This is a genomic window from Mesobacillus sp. S13, from assembly GCF_020422885.1.
Taxonomy (GTDB): Bacteria; Bacillota; Bacilli; order Bacillales; family Cytobacillaceae; genus Mesobacillus; species Mesobacillus selenatarsenatis_A.
Genome location: NZ_CP084622.1, coordinates 4,672,939 through 4,690,607, shown reverse-complemented (window position 1 = coordinate 4,690,607; position 17,669 = coordinate 4,672,939). Strand labels below are relative to the sequence as shown.

The 17,669-nt window shown below is 46.5% G+C and carries 17 protein-coding genes; 13 read left to right on the top strand and 4 right to left on the bottom strand.

Features of this window, described 5'->3' with window-relative positions; all coding sequences use genetic code 11:
* Positions 1 to 19 precede the first annotated feature (19 nt).
* Together bshB2 and LGO15_RS23565 are read right to left on the bottom strand one after the other, a co-directional pair.
* Positions 20 to 688, bottom strand: coding sequence for a bacillithiol biosynthesis deacetylase BshB2 (gene bshB2 / locus LGO15_RS23570; protein ID WP_167831045.1), 669 nt, complete (start codon positions 686 to 688; stop codon positions 20 to 22).
* A 39-nt stretch (positions 689 to 727) separates the two neighbouring features.
* Positions 728 to 1,075: a YojF family protein gene (locus LGO15_RS23565; protein ID WP_167831046.1), complete on the bottom strand. Its 348-nt coding sequence runs from the start codon at positions 1,073 to 1,075 to the stop codon at positions 728 to 730.
* A gap of 391 nt (positions 1,076 to 1,466) precedes the next feature.
* On the opposite strand from LGO15_RS23565, the gene LGO15_RS23560 reads away from it, so the two are divergent.
* Positions 1,467 to 1,823: a DUF2512 family protein gene (locus tag LGO15_RS23560; protein ID WP_167831047.1), complete on the top strand. Its 357-nt coding sequence runs from the start codon at positions 1,467 to 1,469 to the stop codon at positions 1,821 to 1,823.
* Between the two features lie 404 nt (positions 1,824 to 2,227).
* Here the strand turns inward: LGO15_RS23560 and pdxK are convergent, their stop codons facing one another.
* Positions 2,228 to 3,052, bottom strand: coding sequence for a pyridoxine/pyridoxal/pyridoxamine kinase (gene pdxK, locus LGO15_RS23555; protein WP_226086234.1), 825 nt, complete (start codon positions 3,050 to 3,052; stop codon positions 2,228 to 2,230).
* A gap of 548 nt (positions 3,053 to 3,600) precedes the next feature.
* Here pdxK and fdhD point away from each other — a divergent pair.
* From fdhD to LGO15_RS23500, 11 genes are all read left to right on the top strand, one after another.
* Positions 3,601 to 4,395: a formate dehydrogenase accessory sulfurtransferase FdhD gene (gene fdhD, locus LGO15_RS23550; RefSeq protein ID WP_226086233.1), complete on the top strand. Its 795-nt coding sequence runs from the start codon at positions 3,601 to 3,603 to the stop codon at positions 4,393 to 4,395.
* A 64-nt stretch (positions 4,396 to 4,459) separates the two neighbouring features.
* Positions 4,460 to 7,435: a formate dehydrogenase-N subunit alpha gene (gene fdnG / locus LGO15_RS23545; protein ID WP_264163974.1), complete on the top strand. Its 2,976-nt coding sequence runs from the start codon at positions 4,460 to 4,462 to the stop codon at positions 7,433 to 7,435.
* Positions 7,435 to 8,268 carry a 4Fe-4S dicluster domain-containing protein gene (locus LGO15_RS23540; protein ID WP_167831050.1) on the top strand — a complete coding sequence of 278 codons (834 nt, stop codon included), beginning with the start codon at positions 7,435 to 7,437 and terminating at the stop codon, positions 8,266 to 8,268. The genes fdnG and LGO15_RS23540 overlap by 1 nt, the downstream gene beginning before the upstream one ends.
* The gene (locus tag LGO15_RS23535) at positions 8,237 to 8,968 is read left to right on the top strand and encodes a formate dehydrogenase subunit gamma (RefSeq protein WP_226086232.1); all 732 of its coding nucleotides are present in this window, start codon (positions 8,237 to 8,239) and stop codon (positions 8,966 to 8,968) included. The genes LGO15_RS23540 and LGO15_RS23535 overlap by 32 nt, the downstream gene beginning before the upstream one ends.
* Before the next feature lie 85 nt (positions 8,969 to 9,053).
* Entirely contained in the window at positions 9,054 to 9,863 is an 810-nt protein-coding gene (locus LGO15_RS23530; RefSeq protein ID WP_167831052.1) for a formate dehydrogenase accessory protein FdhE, read from the top strand.
* A 16-nt stretch (positions 9,864 to 9,879) separates the two neighbouring features.
* Positions 9,880 to 10,479 carry a molybdenum cofactor guanylyltransferase gene (locus tag LGO15_RS23525; RefSeq protein ID WP_167831053.1) on the top strand — a complete coding sequence of 200 codons (600 nt, stop codon included), beginning with the start codon at positions 9,880 to 9,882 and terminating at the stop codon, positions 10,477 to 10,479.
* A gap of 31 nt (positions 10,480 to 10,510) precedes the next feature.
* On the top strand, positions 10,511 to 11,743 hold the full coding sequence (gene glp, locus LGO15_RS23520; protein WP_226086231.1) for a molybdopterin molybdotransferase MoeA: 1,233 nt from the start codon (positions 10,511 to 10,513) through the stop codon (positions 11,741 to 11,743).
* A gap of 13 nt (positions 11,744 to 11,756) precedes the next feature.
* Positions 11,757 to 13,676, top strand: coding sequence for a molybdopterin biosynthesis protein (locus LGO15_RS23515; RefSeq protein ID WP_226086230.1), 1,920 nt, complete (start codon positions 11,757 to 11,759; stop codon positions 13,674 to 13,676).
* A 516-nt stretch (positions 13,677 to 14,192) separates the two neighbouring features.
* Positions 14,193 to 14,657: a molybdenum cofactor biosynthesis protein MoaE gene (locus LGO15_RS23510; RefSeq protein WP_023613507.1), complete on the top strand. Its 465-nt coding sequence runs from the start codon at positions 14,193 to 14,195 to the stop codon at positions 14,655 to 14,657.
* A complete protein-coding gene (moaD, locus tag LGO15_RS23505) occupies positions 14,650 to 14,883 on the top strand; it encodes a molybdopterin converting factor subunit 1 (protein ID WP_226086229.1) in 234 nt (77 codons plus the stop codon). Before LGO15_RS23510 ends, moaD begins: the two co-directional genes overlap by 8 nt.
* A 363-nt stretch (positions 14,884 to 15,246) precedes the next feature.
* A complete protein-coding gene (locus LGO15_RS23500) occupies positions 15,247 to 16,266 on the top strand; it encodes a thiazole biosynthesis adenylyltransferase ThiF (protein WP_226086228.1) in 1,020 nt (339 codons plus the stop codon).
* A gap of 95 nt (positions 16,267 to 16,361) precedes the next feature.
* On the opposite strand, the gene LGO15_RS23495 is transcribed toward LGO15_RS23500, so the two are convergent.
* The gene (locus tag LGO15_RS23495) at positions 16,362 to 16,688 is read right to left on the bottom strand and encodes a YflT domain-containing protein (protein ID WP_167831276.1); all 327 of its coding nucleotides are present in this window, start codon (positions 16,686 to 16,688) and stop codon (positions 16,362 to 16,364) included.
* 174 nt (positions 16,689 to 16,862) lie between these two features.
* Here LGO15_RS23495 and LGO15_RS23490 point away from each other — a divergent pair, with 174 nt between their 5' ends.
* The gene (locus tag LGO15_RS23490; RefSeq protein ID WP_167831277.1) at positions 16,863 to 17,543 is read left to right on the top strand and encodes a uracil-DNA glycosylase; all 681 of its coding nucleotides are present in this window, start codon (positions 16,863 to 16,865) and stop codon (positions 17,541 to 17,543) included.
* The last annotated feature ends 126 nt before the right edge of the window (positions 17,544 to 17,669 follow it).

Genomic DNA, 17,669 nt, shown 5'->3' with positions numbered 1-17,669 from the left:
CTTTAAAAGGTGGAGTACATCATGAAAACTTATAGGTCCAGAAGCGTTCATTATTGAGCCATGCAATTGTTTGTGGATCCTTTTCCTTCAGTTTGTCAGCCATTTCCTCGAGCATCAGTTCAGTTTGGGAGCGGTGTGCACGGATCGCATCAAGTTTGATGTCGGCGACAGCGCTGATATTATGCACGATATCTGGTTCCCCGAGCTCTTCTACACAATTGCGCGAGAATGCAACGCAATGAAGTTTCGGCCTGTCTGCTTCAGGAATTTTTTCCACAGCACGCACGACGGCTGCACCTGTCGCCTCGTGGTCCGGGTGGACGGAGTAGCCAGGGTAGAAGGTGATGACGAGTGAAGGATTCAACTCTGTGATCAATGAAGACATGAGGTTGATCAGCTTGTTCTCATCTTCGAACTCAACTGTTTTGTCACGGAATCCAAGCATGCGCAGGTCAGTGATCCCCATCGCGCGAGCAGCGTCCTTCAATTCTTTTTTACGTATTGCCGGGAGGGTTTCCCGGTTAGCGAATGGAGGATTCCCCATATTCCGTCCCATCTGGCCAAGTGTTAAACAGGCATAAGTGACAGGCGTTCCCATGTTGATATGGGATGCGATTGTGCCGGAAACACCGAATGCCTCATCATCGGGATGAGGGAAGATAACAAGTACTTGCCTCTCTTTTTCCATTGTAAAATCTCTCCTTCCAGTGAGGCCTTTCAAAGCCTCTTATTCAAACGGCGTTTCGCTTATCTCAAGGGCGACAGCCAGCTTACCGTTAAAATCATGGCCGGCAAGCAGCAGCCTTCCTTTATCATCAATTTCGAAGTGGGTGATTCCTTCCGCATAAACCCAGCCAAAAGGGATCTTCAATCCTGTACGGAAAGGACCATCCCCAGTAATCTTTGCGCGTTCATAGATTAGCTTCGCATTGCGGATGTACGCGCCAGAGGAGAAGAATGATTCATTATTATGGGATGCGTACGCACCATTTGTCGTTTCTAGATGTATATAGACTTCCTTGTCTTTAAAACGGTCCAGGGCTTCCTGGACTTCTGGTAAAATCACCGGATCCATCTTTGTTCCTCCTTCCAGGGCTTTGAAGTTTTTCAGTTTATATTAGCCGAATGAATGGCCTTCTATGAAAAATGTCCAGTTTCAGCGCCTTATCCCACGAGTCGCTTGTCTAGCTAAGGCTCCTGACTCCCTCGAGACGCTTCAGTCCAATCAATGAAGTCAATGAATGTCTTCACTGTCAGGCCCTCCAGCGCATGTTGGGGTTGACTAGGGCGCTTACACTTATCTTATAAAAATCAATAATATCTATATTACTAAAAAATCCTTCTAAAAGCGAAATGTACGCTCGAAACTTACCTTTGATTTTCGATAATTATCATCAACACTGATTTTACAGGAAGTGTTTAATCAGGAAAGTAAATGGAAATAGTGAGAAAAAAGGAGGGAGCCTATGAATCACGCAAAGGCACTTTTGATAAAAGGCATCATGACATTTGCTGTTCTTCTTCTATTATTGGGGAGTTTTGCCGGGATAGGGGATATCCTCGTCATCACTCTCGTACTTGGGGCGATTTCATATCTCGCCGGTGACTTGTTCATTCTCCCGAAAACAAGCAACCTTACCGCATCTCTATCCGATTTGGCGCTTTCGTTTCTCGTGATTTGGGGACTTGGATTGATGTTGTTCGAACAAACCGATGGCATTGTGTTCGCAGCTCTTTTTGCATCAGTATTAATCGCCTCAGGGGAATGGTTCTTCCATAGTTATATGGCTGATCGCGTTCTTCGTATTAATCGGAAGATATAATAGTTAACGGACATATTTCATAAGGAATTTCTAGAGAAGTGTCCGTTAGAAGAGCTCTATCGGACAGAAACACGGAGAATATCCAGAAAAGTGTCCGTTAGAAGAGCTCTATCGGACAAAACCGTGGAGAATATCCAGAAAAGTGTCCGTTAGAAGTGCTCTATCGGCCAGAAACACGGAGAATATCCGGAAAAGTGTCCGTTAGAAGAGCTCTATCGGACAGAAACACGGAGAATATCCGGAAAAGTGTCCGTTAGAAGAGCTCTATCGGACAAAACCGCGGAGAATCTCTGGAAAAGTGTCCGTTAGAAGGTTCTAGCAGACAAATCATTCATTAACAGTAAAAGAGGCTGTCGGAAGCTCAAAATGATGAGCTTCGAAGACAGCCTCTTTTTGTTTTGCTTTTATTCCCCGCGGTTGCCGCCTGCGTACTTGTTGTAAGCGAGGTGTGCGGTTGGTCCTACGTATTCATTCAATCTGAAGCCGTGCTTGATTGCTTCAGTGATGAATCCTTTCGCGACTTCCAATGCTTCAGGTACTGTTTTGCCTTTTGCCAGCTGTGCAGTGATGGCAGAGGCGAATGTGCAGCCTGCGCCATGTGTGAAGCTTGTTTCAACTTTTTCAGATTCAAACAGGGTGAAGTCTTTTCCATCGTAAAGCAGGTCTACAGCTTTTTCATGGTTCAGCTTGTTTCCGCCTTTGATCATAACGTTCTTCGCGCCTAGATCATGGATCTTCACTGCAGCTTCCTTCATGTCATCGATTGTACGGATTGGCCCAGTTTGTGCCAGCTGCCATGCTTCGAATAGGTTCGGAGTGACAACTGTTGCTCTTGGAAGCAGCAATTCTCTCATGGCATCTGTGTTTTCAGGCATGAGCACTTCGTCTTCTCCTTTACATACCATAACAGGATCGATAACCACCCTGTCCAACTTATGTTCATCGATTTTGCGTGCAGCCAGCTCAATGATTTCAACCGTTCCGAGCATCCCTGTCTTCATTGCATCTATTCCAACGGAAAGGATCGTTTCAAGCTGCTTTTCTACAAGCTCAACTGGCTGTGGGAAAACTTCATGATGCCAGTGATTTTTAGGGTCCATAGTCACAACCGTTGTAAGAGCAGTCATTCCATAAACGCCCAGTTCCTGAAAGGTCTTAAGGTCAGCCTGGATGCCAGCGCCGCCGCTTGTATCGGAACCTGCGATTGTTAACACCTTTTTCAAACTCATCAAAACTACCTCCATTTTAAGAATGGCGAATGCCTTGTCAGGACAAGCCTTCACCTTCATCACTTTCTTATGATTATACCAATTCTGTAGATTTAGACAAAGAATTGATTTTGAAAGCTGATTATATGGTTAAAATTAACTTTTGACGATTTTGTGGCATTAGGGCTTTGACGTGATGAAAGTTACTGAGGGAAAAAATAAATTGATTTACAGTTGACTGTGTGAAAATTGACCCACTAAACATTTTTCGTAAATAAAAAATCTCAAATTAAGAGTTTGTTTAAAAAATAGACAATTTTCATCTATATTTTTGTAACAATTGAAACGGTTACAACCAGCAGATTTCCAGTACATTAAAGGCATAGGGGTATTATTACTTTTTGCATAGTGGAATGTTTTTTATATAAGGTTCTTAGTTTCACAAGAGAGCCGAATAGCAGTTTGCAAGATTCATAACAGTCTTTCATTCCATCGCACAAATGGTGGGGGAAGAAGTCGTTAATCGCAGTGGAGCCCGCAGATGAAGTACCAGATAAGGGGTGAAGAACATGATCAAGAAAGGCTGTCCTGAAGAATATCCGATCAGCCTGAAGCTGAATGGATATGAAATTGCCGTATTCCAGCTGACAAATCAGGATTTGGAAGACTGGGTATATGGCTACCTTTTTTCAGAAGGTTTGATTGATGGGCCAGAGGATGTTGTCAGCGTCCAATTCAATGAAAAGACCGGCACATTGGATGTAGCATTATGCAATTCTTTTGATCCTGAGCAGATGTTTTCGAAAAAGAAGCATTATACTGCAGGCTGCGGCCGGGGAGTGACCTTCTTTTCGATGACGGATGTCAAGAAGTTCAATAAAGTGAATTCCGATGAAACTTATTCGCTGACATATTTGTTGAAAAAGCGCGCGGAATTCGCGCAAAATTCGCCGCTGTACCTGGAAACAGGCGGCATGCACGGTGCCTGTATCATCCTTGAGGATGGAAGCATCGAGGTCAGGGAGGATATCGGCAGGCATAATGCCGTCGATAAGATTATTGGCCACGCAATTCGAAAGCGTTTGCAGCCTGACCGGCTCGTCCTTTTGACGACCGGAAGGGTTTCATATGAGATGCTCTCAAAAGCTGCAAAATTTGGTTTTGCCGTCATTGGCTCACGCACTGCGGCCACAAAGCAGGCCATCCAGCTGGCCCGCTTCCTCAATATTGAAGTCGTGGGCTACTTGCGGGGGAAAATGGCGACTGTCTATACAACTGCCAAGAGGATCAATGATGACCTGAACCCTCCGGCTGCCTCTGAGGATTTACTTGAAAGGGGGGAAGCCCAGCAAGTACTGAATTGACAACACCTGTGGGATTAGGGATGTTCTAAGCAACTTTTGGGAAGGAGAGAGAGAAATGGTTGAAATCAACCTGAATCGCCGGCAGTTCTTGAAGCTGTCAGGAGCCACTGCGGCTACCCTGGCGGTTGTCGAGTTGGGCTTTAACGAAAAAGAGGTCCACGCTAAAACAAAAGAATTCAAGATTGCCAAAGCTACTGTAACACCAACCATTTGTGCATTCTGCGGTGTAGGATGCGGCATCTTGGTACACACAAAGGACAATACTGTGGTTTATACGGAAGGGGATCCGGATAGCCCAGTGAACGAAGGTACACTTTGCAGTAAAGGTACGACGATCAGACAAGTCTACACATCTGAAAAACGATTGACAAAACCACTATACCGTGCTCCTGGCAGCAACAAATGGGAAGAAAAAAGCTGGGACTGGATGTATGACACAATTGCGAAACGCACAAAGGAAACACGCGACAAAACATTCATTGAAAAAGAAAAAGGCATGTTTGTCAATAAAACCGAAGCCATTGCGAGCTTAGGCGGAGCAGCTCTTGATAATGAAGAGACCTATCTGCTTGCGAAAATGATGAGAGGGCTTGGCGTCGTTTATCTCGAACACCAGGCACGAATATGACACAGTTCTACGGTTGCCGGTCTGGCACCTACAGTAGGGCGTGGAGCAATGACAAACCATTGGAGCGATCTGCAAAATACCGATTGTGCATTGATCATGGGCGGAAATCCTGCCGAGAATCATCCAATTTCTTTTAGATGGTTGACAAAAGCGAAAGAAAAAGGCGGCAAAATCATCTCTGTTGACCCTCGTTTCACGAGGACATCATCAAAGGCTGACGTTTATGCTACGCTTCGTTCAGGAACGGATATTGCTTTCATGGGCGGAATGATCAACTATGCGATTGAGAACAATTTATTCCACAAGGAGTATGTTGCAGAATATACAAATGCTTCCTATATCGTGAAGGAAGATTTCGATTTTAATGATGGCCTATTCAGTGGATATGATGAAGCCACACGCAAATATGATAAGACAAAATGGGCATTCGAAACGGATGAGGAAGGAAATCCACTCAAGGATAAAAGTCTTCAGCACCCTCGTTCAGTATTCCAGTTATTGAAAAAACATTACTCTCGCTATGATGTAGACACTGTCATTTCAGTAACAGGAACACCTAAAGATGATTATCTGATGGTATGCAAAGAGTTCTGTTCAACAGGAAAGCCTGGCAAATCTGGAACCATCATGTACGCGATGGGAACAACGCAGCATACAGTTGGAACACAAAACGTCCGTGCATTCGGTATCATCCAGCTTTTATTAGGAAATATTGGCCTTCCAGGCGGCGGGATCAATGCGATGCGCGGCGAATCCAATGTACAGGGGTCAACGGATTTTGCGCTATTGTACCACCTGCTTCCGGGATATATCGGTTCTCCGACAGCAATTCCAGAGCATGCAACTCTTGAAGGATACAACAAAAAAGAAACACCGTCTGGCGGCTATTGGAGCAATAAGCCGAAATTTCTTACAAGCTTGCTAAAGGCATGGTACGGTCCGAACGCGACGAAGGAAAATGAATTCTGCTATCAGTACCTGCCAAAAGGAAATAAGAATTACTCGCATATCAATCTTTTCAACGCCATGTACAAAGGTGAACTTGAGGGAGCATTCCTATTCGGTACCAACCCTGTGGTAGGCGGGCCGAACGCAGGCAAGGAACAGGAAGCTCTTGCAAACTTAAAATGGATGGTTGCAGTCGATTTATGGGAAACAGAAACATCCGCATTCTGGCAAAAAGAAGCGGGCAGTGACCCATCGAAGATCAATACTGAGGTATTCCTGCTTCCAGCAGCTGGATCATACGAAAAAGAAGGAAGTGTGTCCAACTCATCACGCTGGATGCAGTACCGCTGGAAAGCGATCGATCCAAAAGGCGAGTCAGTGGCAGACCTTGAAATCATCCACGTGCTCATGCAGAAAATAAAAGGCATGTATAGGAATGAAAGTTCACCAGCTGCGAAAACAATCAATGCCATTGACTGGAACTATGGTGACGGTCACCACCCGGATATCGACTTAGTGTGCAAAGAAATCAACGGATACGATCTTAAAACTGGTCAGCTGTTGAAGACATTCGGTGACCTGAAAGATGACGGCACGACAAGCAGCGGAAACTGGATTTATTCAGGTTTCTACCCGGAAGAAGGAAAGAATCGTGCCAAGAACCGTGACAATAAGGACACTGGCGGCGGCAATTACCTGAACTGGGCATTCGCATGGCCTGCGAACCGCCGTATCCTGTATAACCGTGCTTCTGCTGACCCAAGCGGAAAGCCATGGAGCAAGGATAAAGCGGTGATCTGGTGGGATGCAGTCCAGAAAAAATGGGTCGGCCATGACGTTCCTGACTTTAAGCCGGTATTGTCACCATCCGAACCAGGCGGAACCAGTCCGTTCATCATGATCAATGGCGGTGCAGGAGGAGTGTTTGCGCCAACATTGAATGACGGTCCATTCCCAGAGCACTATGAACCATTTGAAAGCCCAGTCAAGAATGCTTTTTCAAGCCGTGAAATCAACCCGGCTATCGCGATTTTCGATGGCGAATTCAATCTTAAAGGCAAGAATGACAAGTATCCAATTGTCGGTACAACATACAGGGTGACTGAACACTGGCAATCTGGTTCGATGACTCGGAACCAGGAATGGCTGTCAGAGCTGGTTGCTCACATGTTTGTTGAAATGAGTGAAGAACTTGCAAAGGAAAAAGGCATCAAAAACAAGGATAAGATCATTGTTTCATCCGCTCGTGGTGAAATTGAGGCATATGCAATGGTGACGAAGCGCTTCAAGCCTCATATGATGGACGGCAAGAAAGTACACCAGGTCGGCATGCCTTGGCACTTTGGCTACAAAGGATACGCAACAGGGGGAACAGCAAACCGCTTGACACCTCATATCGGGGATGCGAATACGACGATTCCTGAATATAAGGCATTCCTCTGTGATATAAGGAGGGCTGACTAATGGCGAAGGCGGAATATGTGAAATTTGTTGATGTGACCAAATGTGATGGCTGCCGTGCCTGTATGGTAGCGTGCAAAAACTGGAATGACCTCCCGGCAGAGCCACAGGACTTCCTGGGCAGTATGCAGTCCCACGCAAATGTCACTGCGAATACATGGAATGTGCTGTCCTTCATCGAGCATGAGGATTCTAAAGGGAACCTGGACTATCTTTTCCGCCATTCTTCATGTTTCCACTGCTCAGAAGCAGCTTGCGTAAAGGTTTGCCCGGAAGATGCCATGCATTACACAGATTTCGGAACAGTGGATGTCAACACGGATAAATGTGTCGGCTGCGGCTACTGCGTGCAGAACTGCCCATTCGATGTTGTCCAGCTGGCGACTTACAAAGACAAGAACGGTAAGGAATACAAGAAGGCACAGAAATGCACAATGTGCGTCGATCGACTTGAAGAAGGCATGCAGCCAGCTTGTGTCACTACCTGCCATACAGACGCAATGGAATTCGGTACAAGAGAAGAAATGCTCAAGAAGGCTGAAAAGCGTCTGAGTGAAATCAAGGATAAGTATCCGAATGCGATGATTTACAATCCAGAAGGAGTCGGCGGTACGCATACCGTTTATGTACTGGCTGAAAAACCTTCTGTCTATGGACTGCCTGAAAAGCCAAAGGTTCCAACTTCAGCTGTTGTCTGGAAGGACTATGCACAGCCAATCGGCAAGATGATGCTTGGAGCGACAAGCATGGCGCTTGTAGGTGCGTTCGTGTCCAACAAGTTATTCAATAAAGAAGGAAAAGGCCATGAAGAAGATGGAGGTGGCAGCCATGAGTAATACGCAGTATTCAGGTGTTAAGGTAAAGCGGTTTTCGAAAGGCTTTGTAATCGCACATGCTGTGAATGCACTTTCATTCTTTGCCCTCTATATCACGGCCCTGCCAATGTATACAGAGTGGTTTGACTGGCTTTATCCAGTACTTGGCGGACCAGAAGGAGCGCGCCTGCTTCACAGGATTTTCGCGATCGCGTTCATCACGCCTACTTTCATCTGGCTGATTATGGATCCTAAGGGATTCCTTCGCTGGGGAAAAGAGCTCATAACATGGAAAAAGAGAGATTTGCAGTTTTTCACTGAGTTCGTCAAAGAGCTATTTGGCTTTAAGTTCAAGCATGTGAAACAAACATTCTTTAACGCTGGTGAAAAAATCAATTCAATCATCCAGATCCTGACAGCGATCCTGATCATCGGTTCAGGCTTCCCAATGTGGTTCCCAGATCTTTTCCCGAAAGCAGTCGTCCAATGGGCGTATGTAGGTCATAACGTCGGTTTCGGTCTGGCAATCGCCGTAGTAGTCGGCCATATCTATCTGAGTGTCATCCACAAAAACTCAAGACCAGGATACACTGGCGTCATTACAGGTGAGGTACCTGCTGAGTGGGCGAAGGACCACTATACAGAATGGTATGAAGAAGAAGTCAAGAAGGGGAATTTCCCTGATCTTGATAAAAACAAGAACAAGAAAAAAGGCGCGTAAAACATTAATAGAGGGAATGGCTGTCCTGAAAGGGGCCCATTCCCTTCAAAATTTAGAATAATAGAGTGAAAGAGGGGCTGCAGCAATGAAAAAGTCCGTTGTCTCAAAAGAGTACCAGAAATTGCAGAAGGATATCATTCAATTGCAGGAGCAATGGAAGACTTCCCTGGATCCTGACTGTGTCCGGCCAAACCTTGATAAAGCAGCAATGGAGGCAGGAGTGCCTGTCACTGCATTAGCGGCTATTGATTTTGATATTTCCCTATTCTTACAGTGGATAGAGGATATAGGAGTACTTTTATCGAAGTATCAACCAGAGATAGAAACTTCGATGCAATCTATAAAAAGCCTATTGGATGAAGAGACAGCTAAAAGATGGATCGATGAAGCATTTGCTTTTAACTATATTTACTTTGCTAGTTTTGCTGAAGAAAACAATTTGGATGGCTGGATTCCACAATTTGTGGCAGAAACTGTGCTTCGTCCGTATCTACAGCTGACTGCGGCTAAGGTCCAGGATGAAATCCAACACGGTGTGCACGGTGCCGGTTGCCCTGTGTGCGGTGAGCCCGTCCGCCTCGCACAGCTTGAAGGCGAAGGAAAGAAGGTCCTGCATTGCCCGCGTTGTTCGGCTCACTGGAATGACCGCCGCGTAGCTTGTTCACATTGCGGGAATAACGATCATGAAACAGTGAAAATCCTGACAATCGAAGGTGAATCAGCCGCACAGATCCAGATTTGTGAAGAATGCAAAGGATATACTAAAGTAATCGACACAAGACAATATATTGTAAAGCCAACACCAGCAATGCTCGACTTGAACACCATCCATCTGGACTTTGTAGCCCAGGAGCATGGGTACAAATCTGCTGGCGAAACAAAACAGACAAACTAAAAGAAGGTGCTGTGGGATGAAAGCCGGAGCGATTATTTTATCAGGCGGCAAATCTAGCAGGATGGGAAGTAACAAAGCTCTCCTGAAATTTCGGGAAAAAACGAATATTGAAAGAATTAAGGATGAGTTACAGCACGTATTTGATGATATAATTCTAGTAACGAATGATCCTGAAACCTATCAGTTTCTAAATATTAAAACAGTTACAGACCAATATCCGGGTTCCGGGCCGCTTGCGGGAATCCATGCAGGACTTGAGGCATCAGATTATGAGGAAAATTTCGTTGTAGCCTGCGATATGCCATTTGTATCGGCTGAGCTTGCCTCAAGCCTGGTAAAAGCGCTTAAACACCATGATGCGGTCGTGCCGGTAAGCGAGGGCAGACAGCATCCGCTTTTTGCAGCCTATCAAAAACGGGTCGCACGAGAAGCACAGACTTGCATTGAAGACGGGAATCTGAGAATCAGGCATATGCTTGAAAATCTCAATGTCCGCTTTCTTGATGAAGCAGATCTCCAGCTTTATTTCGAGGGCAGCCTTGATCGTGTCTTTTTCAATATGAATCATCCAGAAGAGTATGAAAGTGCAAGGAAATGGGCGGAGTCCGGAGAATAGTTTTCAGGTGCTAGAAAGGGAGTAAGTCATCATGCAATTTTTCAAAGTGAAAAGTGTTGAGGAGACCTTTGCGTTAATTGAGGAGAAGATCGGCAAGATCACGGAAACCGAAACCCGTCCGCTTGATGAGGCGCTTCATTACATCCTGGCAGAGGATGTCACTGCGGAAGAGAATGTACCTGGTTTTGACCGCTCGACCGTCGATGGCTATGCCGTCATCGCCCGTGACACATATGGTTCATCCGAATCGATGCCAGGCTTCTTGAATGTAGCCGGCGAAGTCCATATGGGCGAGGAAGCGGTAAAGCCGGTAGGCAGGGGAGAGGCAATCTACGTACCGACAGGCGGAATGCTTCCGCCAGGCAGTGACAGCGTACTGATGATCGAGCACTGCGAGGAAATCGGCGGACTGTTGAATACGTATAAGCAAATCGCACCGGGAGAGAATGTCATCAGGCAGGGCGAGGACATCAGGGCAGGCGAAGTCCTCTTATCTGAAGGGACAAGATTGCGGCCGCAGGAGCTTGGAGCCCTGGCGGCACTTGGTATTTCAGAGGTGAAAGTCTACCGAAAGCTGAAGGCTGCGTACCTTTCTTCAGGGGACGAAATCGTTCCTTTTGAAACAAAAACACTTGAAACAGGACAGATCCGCGATATCAATTACCTGACCGTTAAGGGTCTGGTCAATGAGTGGGATATCGATCTCATATATGGCGGAATTACACGCGATGACTATCATGAATTCGCCCAGAAAGCCCGCGAATTGTATGAACAGGCTGATTGCCTGATTTTATCCGGAGGAAGCTCTGTTGGAACAAAGGATTATACAACTGAGGTCATCCAGTCCCTTGGAGATCCGGGCGTCTTTGTCCATGGAATTTCCATCAAGCCCGGGAAACCGACAATTCTTGCTGTCGCTGACGGAAAGCCGGTCATCGGACTGCCGGGCCATCCAGCATCCGCGATGATCATTTTTAAGCTTTTTGGCGAAAGGGTTTTCAGAAGGCTGAAGGGTGAAAAAGTCGAGCATAAGCCTGAACGGATTTTTGCACGGATTGTGAAAAATATTGCCTCTTCACCAGGAAGATCTGATTACATCAGGGTAAGACTCGAGGAGAAGGATGGCGAATGGTGGGCCGAGCCGATCATCGGCAAGTCGGGCCTGATTACGACATTGGTAAAAAGCGATGGAATCGTCGAGATTGTTTCCGGGAAAGAAGGAATTTCTCAAGGCGAATACGTTCCAGTTATTTTGACGAGATAGGGGGAGCCGCATCATGGATAAAATACGCTATAACCGAAAAATTTATCTTGAAGACAAGCCGCGCGCACAAGCGAGGAATGAAGTGCTAGACGCGTTCGACCTGCCTCAAGAAAAAGAATGGATCCCGGCTTCCGCTGCACTTGGACGAATTACTGCAGACCCTGTATTCGCCAATGTCTCGATGCCTTTTTACCATGCATCCGCGATGGACGGCATTGCCGTGAATGCTGAAGATACGTACGAAGCCCATGAACAGCGTCCGCTTCATTTGAAAAAGGATGAGCAGTTCGTTTACGTTGATACTGGGAACGCGATTCCGCCTCAATATAATGCCGTGATCATGGTGGAGAACATCCAGGTCATTGATGATGAGACGATCGAAATCATCGAGCCTGCCACACCATGGCAGCATATCCGCCCGATTGGCGAGGATATCGTCCAGGAGGAAATGCTGTTCACCCAGGGACATCGACTGCGTCCTGCTGACCTCGGGGCACTTCTTGCAGCACAGGTTACCGAGGTACCCGTCGTCAAGAAGCCGCTGGTAACCATCATTCCGACCGGAAATGAGCTTGTCAGCGCAGACGCATCTCTGTCATCAGGCCGGATCATTGAGTTCAATGGCACGGTTTTCAGCAATTATGTAGAAGATTGGGGAGGCAATCCCTACCTTCATCCAATCGTGAAGGATGAGCCGGAAAAAATCAGGGAAGCGCTCCTGAATGCAGTGGAGACGTCGGATATCGTCGTTATCAATGCTGGTTCATCCGCTGGCTCAAAGGATTATACAGTCCATATACTCGAGGAACTTGGCACTGTTTTTACCCATGGTGTCGCAACACGGCCGGGTAAGCCAGTAATCCTTGGGAAAATTAAAGATAAGGTAGTCGTTGGTGTACCAGGATATCCAGTATCTGCCTACATGGCGCTTGAGTGGTTTGTAAGGCCTCTCGTATGCAAATATTTAGGGATATCAGAACCAGAAAGGCCAAAGCTACAGGTAAAGCTTGGCCGCAGGATCGTCTCCACAATGGGGGCGGAGGACTTTGTCCGAATGAATATCGGCTATGTGGATGGACAATTTGTCGCCAATCCGCTGACACGCGCAGCGGGCGTCACGATGTCGCTAGTACGTGCGGACGGCTTGCTCGTCGTGCCGCCTGAGGAGCTAGGATACGAACAAGGAGACATTGTCGAGGTCGAGTTATACAGATCTGTTGAAGAGATCAAGAACGCGATCGTCTTCAGCGGCAGTCATGACCTGACGATTGACCTGCTGTCCTCCCAGCTCAAAAAGCAGCGTACCGACATGAAAATTGTTTCTTCCCATGTTGGCAGCATGGCCGGTTTGATGGCAATCAGAAAAGGGGAAGCCCATGTAGCGGGCATTCATTTGCTAGACCCGGAAACAAAGGAATATAATGTTACCTACGTAAGGAAATTCCTTGCCGGGCAAGACGCAGTCCTTTATCCATTTTTAAAAAGAACCCAGGGCTGGCTGCTTCCAAAAGGCAATCCGCTGGGTATCGAGAACGTCAGTGACATTGCCGGAAAGGGCATAGATTATGCCAACAGGCAAAAGGGCGCAGGCACTCGGATATTATTTGATTTATTGTTAAAAGAAGCAGGCTTGTCAGCAGACGAAGTGAACGGTTATGACCGCGAGATGTTCTCGCACCTGAGTGTCGCCGCTGAAGTGAAAGGAAATGACAACGCAGCAGGCCTCGGCATCTTCCCGGCATCGCGCGCTATGGGTCTCGACTTCATCCCGGTCGCAGACGAAAGCTACGATTTGCTGATGACAAAAGCATTCTTCGAAAGCGAAAAGGGTATCTGGTTAAGGTCGGTGATCCAATCTGAAGCCTTCAAAGCCGAAGTCGCAAAGATTGGCGGCTACGCAGTCGTCGAGAATCCAGAGCCAGTTTATTTTTAAATATTTGTGCTCTAAGGGATAAATCGGTTGAGGAAACCGAGAAAAGTGTCCGATAGAAGGGCTCTAATGGACAAACAGGAGTCAGAAACCGGAGAAAGTGTCCGATAGAAGGACTCTAATGGACAAAACCGAGTCAGAAACCGATGAAAGTGTCCGATAGAAGGGCTCTAACGGACAAAACAGACGCAGAAATCGGAGAAAGTGTCCGATAGAAGGGCTCTAATGGACAAACAGGAGTCAGAAACCGGTGAAAGTGTCCGATAGAAGGACTCTAATGGACAAACAGGAGTCAGAAACCGGAGAAAGTGTCCGATAGAAGGGCTCTAATGGACAAACAGGAGTCAGAAACCGGTGAAAGTGTCCGATAGAGGGGCTCTAATGGACAAACAGGAGTCAGAAACCGGAGAAAGTGTCCGATAGAAGGGCTCTAATGGACAAAACGGCGGCAGAACCCGAGGAAAGTGTCTGTATACAAATTAAAATCCTGACCCGGATCAGTTTATTGAGGTGATTTTGATGAATTATGAAATAGCGAAAGATCCAATCAACGTTCAATCTGTCATTGATAAAGTGGTCCAGCGTGAAGCGGGGGCCATCACTACTTTCATTGGCACTGTCCGTGAATTGACAAAGGGCAAAAAAACCCTTTACCTTATATATGAAGCGTACGAGCCGATGGCAGTGAAGAAGCTGGAGCAAATCGGCACGGAAATCCAGGAGCGCTGGAACGGTGCCGAGGTGGCGATTACGCACCGCGTCGGAAAACTAGACATTACGGATATCGCTGTGGTGATCGCCGTATCAACGCCACACCGAAACGATGCCTATGAAGCGAATCGGTATGCCATCGAGCGTATCAAGGAGATCGTCCCAATCTGGAAAAAAGAGCATTGGGAAGACGGGGAAGAGTGGATTGGCAATCAACTAGAAACTGTCCCATATCCGACAGGGAAACCGGAGGAGAAGGATCTCAATGAATAAAATATTATTCTTTGCCCATTTACGAGACGAAGCAGGCCATGAATCAGTTGAACTAGAAGCAGCCGGCAAGACAGTTGCTGAGCTGAAAGAATTGGTAGCTGAAAAGTACGGCATCCAAAAGCTTGATACTTCAATGACAGCCATCAATGAAGAATTTTCATCAAACGATGAAGTCATTAAAGAAGGAGATACAATCGCCTTCATTCCGCCTGTATCTGGCGGCTGATCAATCAAAGCATATTACAGCGCCCCGTTCCGTTGACTTATTGGCCAACGGAATCAGGGCGTTTGCATATTTTATAAGTGAAGTTATAAACTCTGATTAGTGTCTAGCTCCAGCGCCTAGCCCCTCGAGACGCTTGTCTAGCTGCGGCTCCTAACTCCTCGAGACGCTTCGGTCCTGCCAATGAAGTCAAAGAACGACTTCACTGCCAGGCCCTCCAGCGCTTGTCGGAGTTGGGCAGTCGCCTCCGCTTTTCAAGTTCGGTCCTGTCAATGAAGTCAAAGAACGACTTCACTGCCAGGCCCTCCAGCGCTTGTCGGGTCTAACCAAGGCGCTTGCACTTTTCTTACAAGGAGGGTTACATCTATGTCAGAAAGATATTCACGCCAGACTTTGTTTCCTCCAATTGGCAAGGCCGGGCAGGAGAAAATCCGCAGCAAGCATGTTCTGATGATAGGTGCCGGAGCGCTTGGATCAGGCAATGCTGAGCTTTTGGTCAGGGCAGGTGTCGGCAGACTGACGATTGTGGACCGTGATTATGTAGAAGCAAGCAATCTGCAGCGGCAGCAGTTATATACAGAAGAAGATGTTGCCGAGAAGCTTCCGAAAGCTGCGGCGGCGGAAAAAAGGCTGAGAGCCATCAACTCTGACGTCGAAATCAATGCATATATCGCCGATGCCACTCCTGAAAAATTGGCCGAGCTTGTCGATGGAGTCAATCTGATTATCGATGCCACCGATAACTTTGAAACAAGAATGGCGATTAATGATATCTCGCAAAAATACCAGATTCCATGGATTTATGGTGCCTGCGTTGGCAGCTTTGGCATGAGCTTTTCCATTATTCCAGGTAAAACGCCATGTCTGAACTGTCTGCTGAAAACCGTTCCGCTTCAAGGGATGACTTGTGATACAGGAGGCATTATCGGGCCGGCTGTCCAGATGGTCATTGCCCACCAGGGAGCGGAAGCGCTGAAAATCCTCGTTGAAGACTGGGATGCAGTGCGAACGTCATTTGTTAGCTTTGATTTATGGCGGAACCAGTACACCAGCATGAAAATGTCCAAGGCGAAGGACCCTGGATGCCTGAGCTGTGGCGAACAACCTGAATATCCTTATTTGAACGTCGAGAATATGACAAAGACGACGGTCCTGTGCGGACGGGATACGGTTCAAATCAGGCCTCCGAAACAGCAGGAACTGAATCTGCAGGAAACAGCTGAAAAAATGAGGGATTTAGGCTATCAGGTCAAAGGGAATCCATATTTAGTCTCCGTCGACATGGTTGACAACAGAATGGTTATTTTCCAGGACGGCCGTGCCCTTATACATGGAACAAAGGATTTAGCCCAGGCAAGAAGCCTCTATCAAAGGTTTTTCGGGTGATTCTTTATACATGCGCAAACCCCCTGCCAAATCAGCAGGGGGTTTCTATATAAACGATCACTATGGATCGGTTATGATATTGCGTTCAAGGTTGCTTATTTTTCATCAGAAGCAACTAGCACGAGTCGGCCTTTATCCAGTTCCATTTCATACTGCTCAGCCTCTTGTTTTGAAAGGCCAAGAGATTCGAACTTATTGCGAAGCTCGTCGCCGCGGGACTTGAACATATTTCCGATAGAATCAAAGAAACCTTGCTCCTTGAATCCCATGCCGCCCGTTTCAGTAGCGTCAGTCAAGTGCTCGCTGCGGTCTTCATCGTGCGCAAATATATAAATGTTTTCTTTGCCGAAGCCGGCAGCTTCAAGAGAGTTGATTTTTTCTGTGGCTTGTACTCCGTTTTCTACTACTTCTACTTTCATCATCATATCTTCCTCCTTAAAATTTTTTTACCTATACTAGTTTTGGGAAGCTTTTTTAGCTTTCCACGTCTACACTATATATATAACCGCTGTAGGATTTACTAAACCTACTGGGAATAGTTCACATAATCATTTCGAAAACGGGTAGTTTGATAGAAATGAAAGGAGCTGGTTACAATCGTACTTTTGAATAAAAGCTGGGAGCCGCTGTTGGCGGAAGAATTCGAAAAGGCCTATTATCTAGATTTAAGAGAATTTTTACTAGAAGAATATCAAACAAGGACAGTCTATCCGGAAAAAGAGGATATCTTTAATGCCTTGAGGTTCACCGATTATGATGATGTAAAAGTCGTGATTCTCGGGCAGGATCCATACCATGGACAAGGCCAGGCACATGGCCTGAGCTTTTCGGTAAAACCAGGTGTTAAAATCCCGCCTTCGCTTCGAAATATTTTTAAAGAACTGAATGCCGACCTTGGCTGTGAGGTTCCAGACCATGGTTATTTGAAAAAATGGGCAGACCAGGGTGTCCTTCTATTAAATACAGTCCTTACAGTAAGAGAAGGGGACGCGAATTCACATAGGGGAAAAGGCTGGGAACATTTTACCGATCAAGTAATCACTCTGTTGAACGAGCGCGAGAAGCCAGTAATTTTCATCCTCTGGGGCAAACCAGCTCAAAGTAAATTAAAATTAATTGACGATGAAAAACATAAAATCATCATGTCCGTCCATCCCAGCCCGCTGTCAGCAAGGAGAGGCTTCTTCGGCAGCAAACCCTTTTCCAAAGTGAACGAACTGCTGAGAGAGCAGGGTGAACAAGAGATTGACTGGCAGATTGAAAAACTGGAAGGTTGAGAACTCTGGGAAACCGGAGTTCTTTGTTTTGTTGCTAACGCTTTTCCCGTATATCGACATGTTCCACGTGGAACTTACATGTTTCTACTCGAAAGTAAAAGTCAAAGCAACAAAGTTTGCAATCAA

Excerpts from the sequence above, each read along its gene's own strand:
- LGO15_RS23560 (WP_167831047.1), top strand. The coding sequence starts at position 1,467 with ATGAATCACGCAAAGGCACTTTTGATAAAAGGCATCATGACATTTGCT.
- moaD (WP_226086229.1), top strand. The coding sequence starts at position 14,650 with ATGAATAAAATATTATTCTTTGCCCATTTACGAGACGAAGCAGGCCAT.
- pdxK (WP_226086234.1), bottom strand. The coding sequence starts at position 3,052 with ATGAGTTTGAAAAAGGTGTTAACAATCGCAGGTTCCGATACAAGCGGC.
- LGO15_RS23515 (WP_226086230.1), top strand. The coding sequence starts at position 11,757 with ATGGATAAAATACGCTATAACCGAAAAATTTATCTTGAAGACAAGCCG.
- LGO15_RS23495 (WP_167831276.1), bottom strand. The coding sequence starts at position 16,688 with ATGATGAAAGTAGAAGTAGTAGAAAACGGAGTACAAGCCACAGAAAAA.
- LGO15_RS23500 (WP_226086228.1), top strand. The coding sequence starts at position 15,247 with ATGTCAGAAAGATATTCACGCCAGACTTTGTTTCCTCCAATTGGCAAG.
- LGO15_RS23535 (WP_226086232.1), top strand. The coding sequence starts at position 8,237 with ATGAAGAAGATGGAGGTGGCAGCCATGAGTAATACGCAGTATTCAGGT.
- LGO15_RS23525 (WP_167831053.1), top strand. The coding sequence starts at position 9,880 with ATGAAAGCCGGAGCGATTATTTTATCAGGCGGCAAATCTAGCAGGATG.
- bshB2 (WP_167831045.1), bottom strand. The coding sequence starts at position 688 with ATGGAAAAAGAGAGGCAAGTACTTGTTATCTTCCCTCATCCCGATGAT.
- LGO15_RS23565 (WP_167831046.1), bottom strand. The coding sequence starts at position 1,075 with ATGGATCCGGTGATTTTACCAGAAGTCCAGGAAGCCCTGGACCGTTTT.
- fdhD (WP_226086233.1), top strand. The coding sequence starts at position 3,601 with ATGATCAAGAAAGGCTGTCCTGAAGAATATCCGATCAGCCTGAAGCTG.
- LGO15_RS23530 (WP_167831052.1), top strand. The coding sequence starts at position 9,054 with ATGAAAAAGTCCGTTGTCTCAAAAGAGTACCAGAAATTGCAGAAGGAT.
- LGO15_RS23510 (WP_023613507.1), top strand. The coding sequence starts at position 14,193 with ATGAATTATGAAATAGCGAAAGATCCAATCAACGTTCAATCTGTCATT.
- LGO15_RS23540 (WP_167831050.1), top strand. The coding sequence starts at position 7,435 with ATGGCGAAGGCGGAATATGTGAAATTTGTTGATGTGACCAAATGTGAT.
- glp (WP_226086231.1), top strand. The coding sequence starts at position 10,511 with ATGCAATTTTTCAAAGTGAAAAGTGTTGAGGAGACCTTTGCGTTAATT.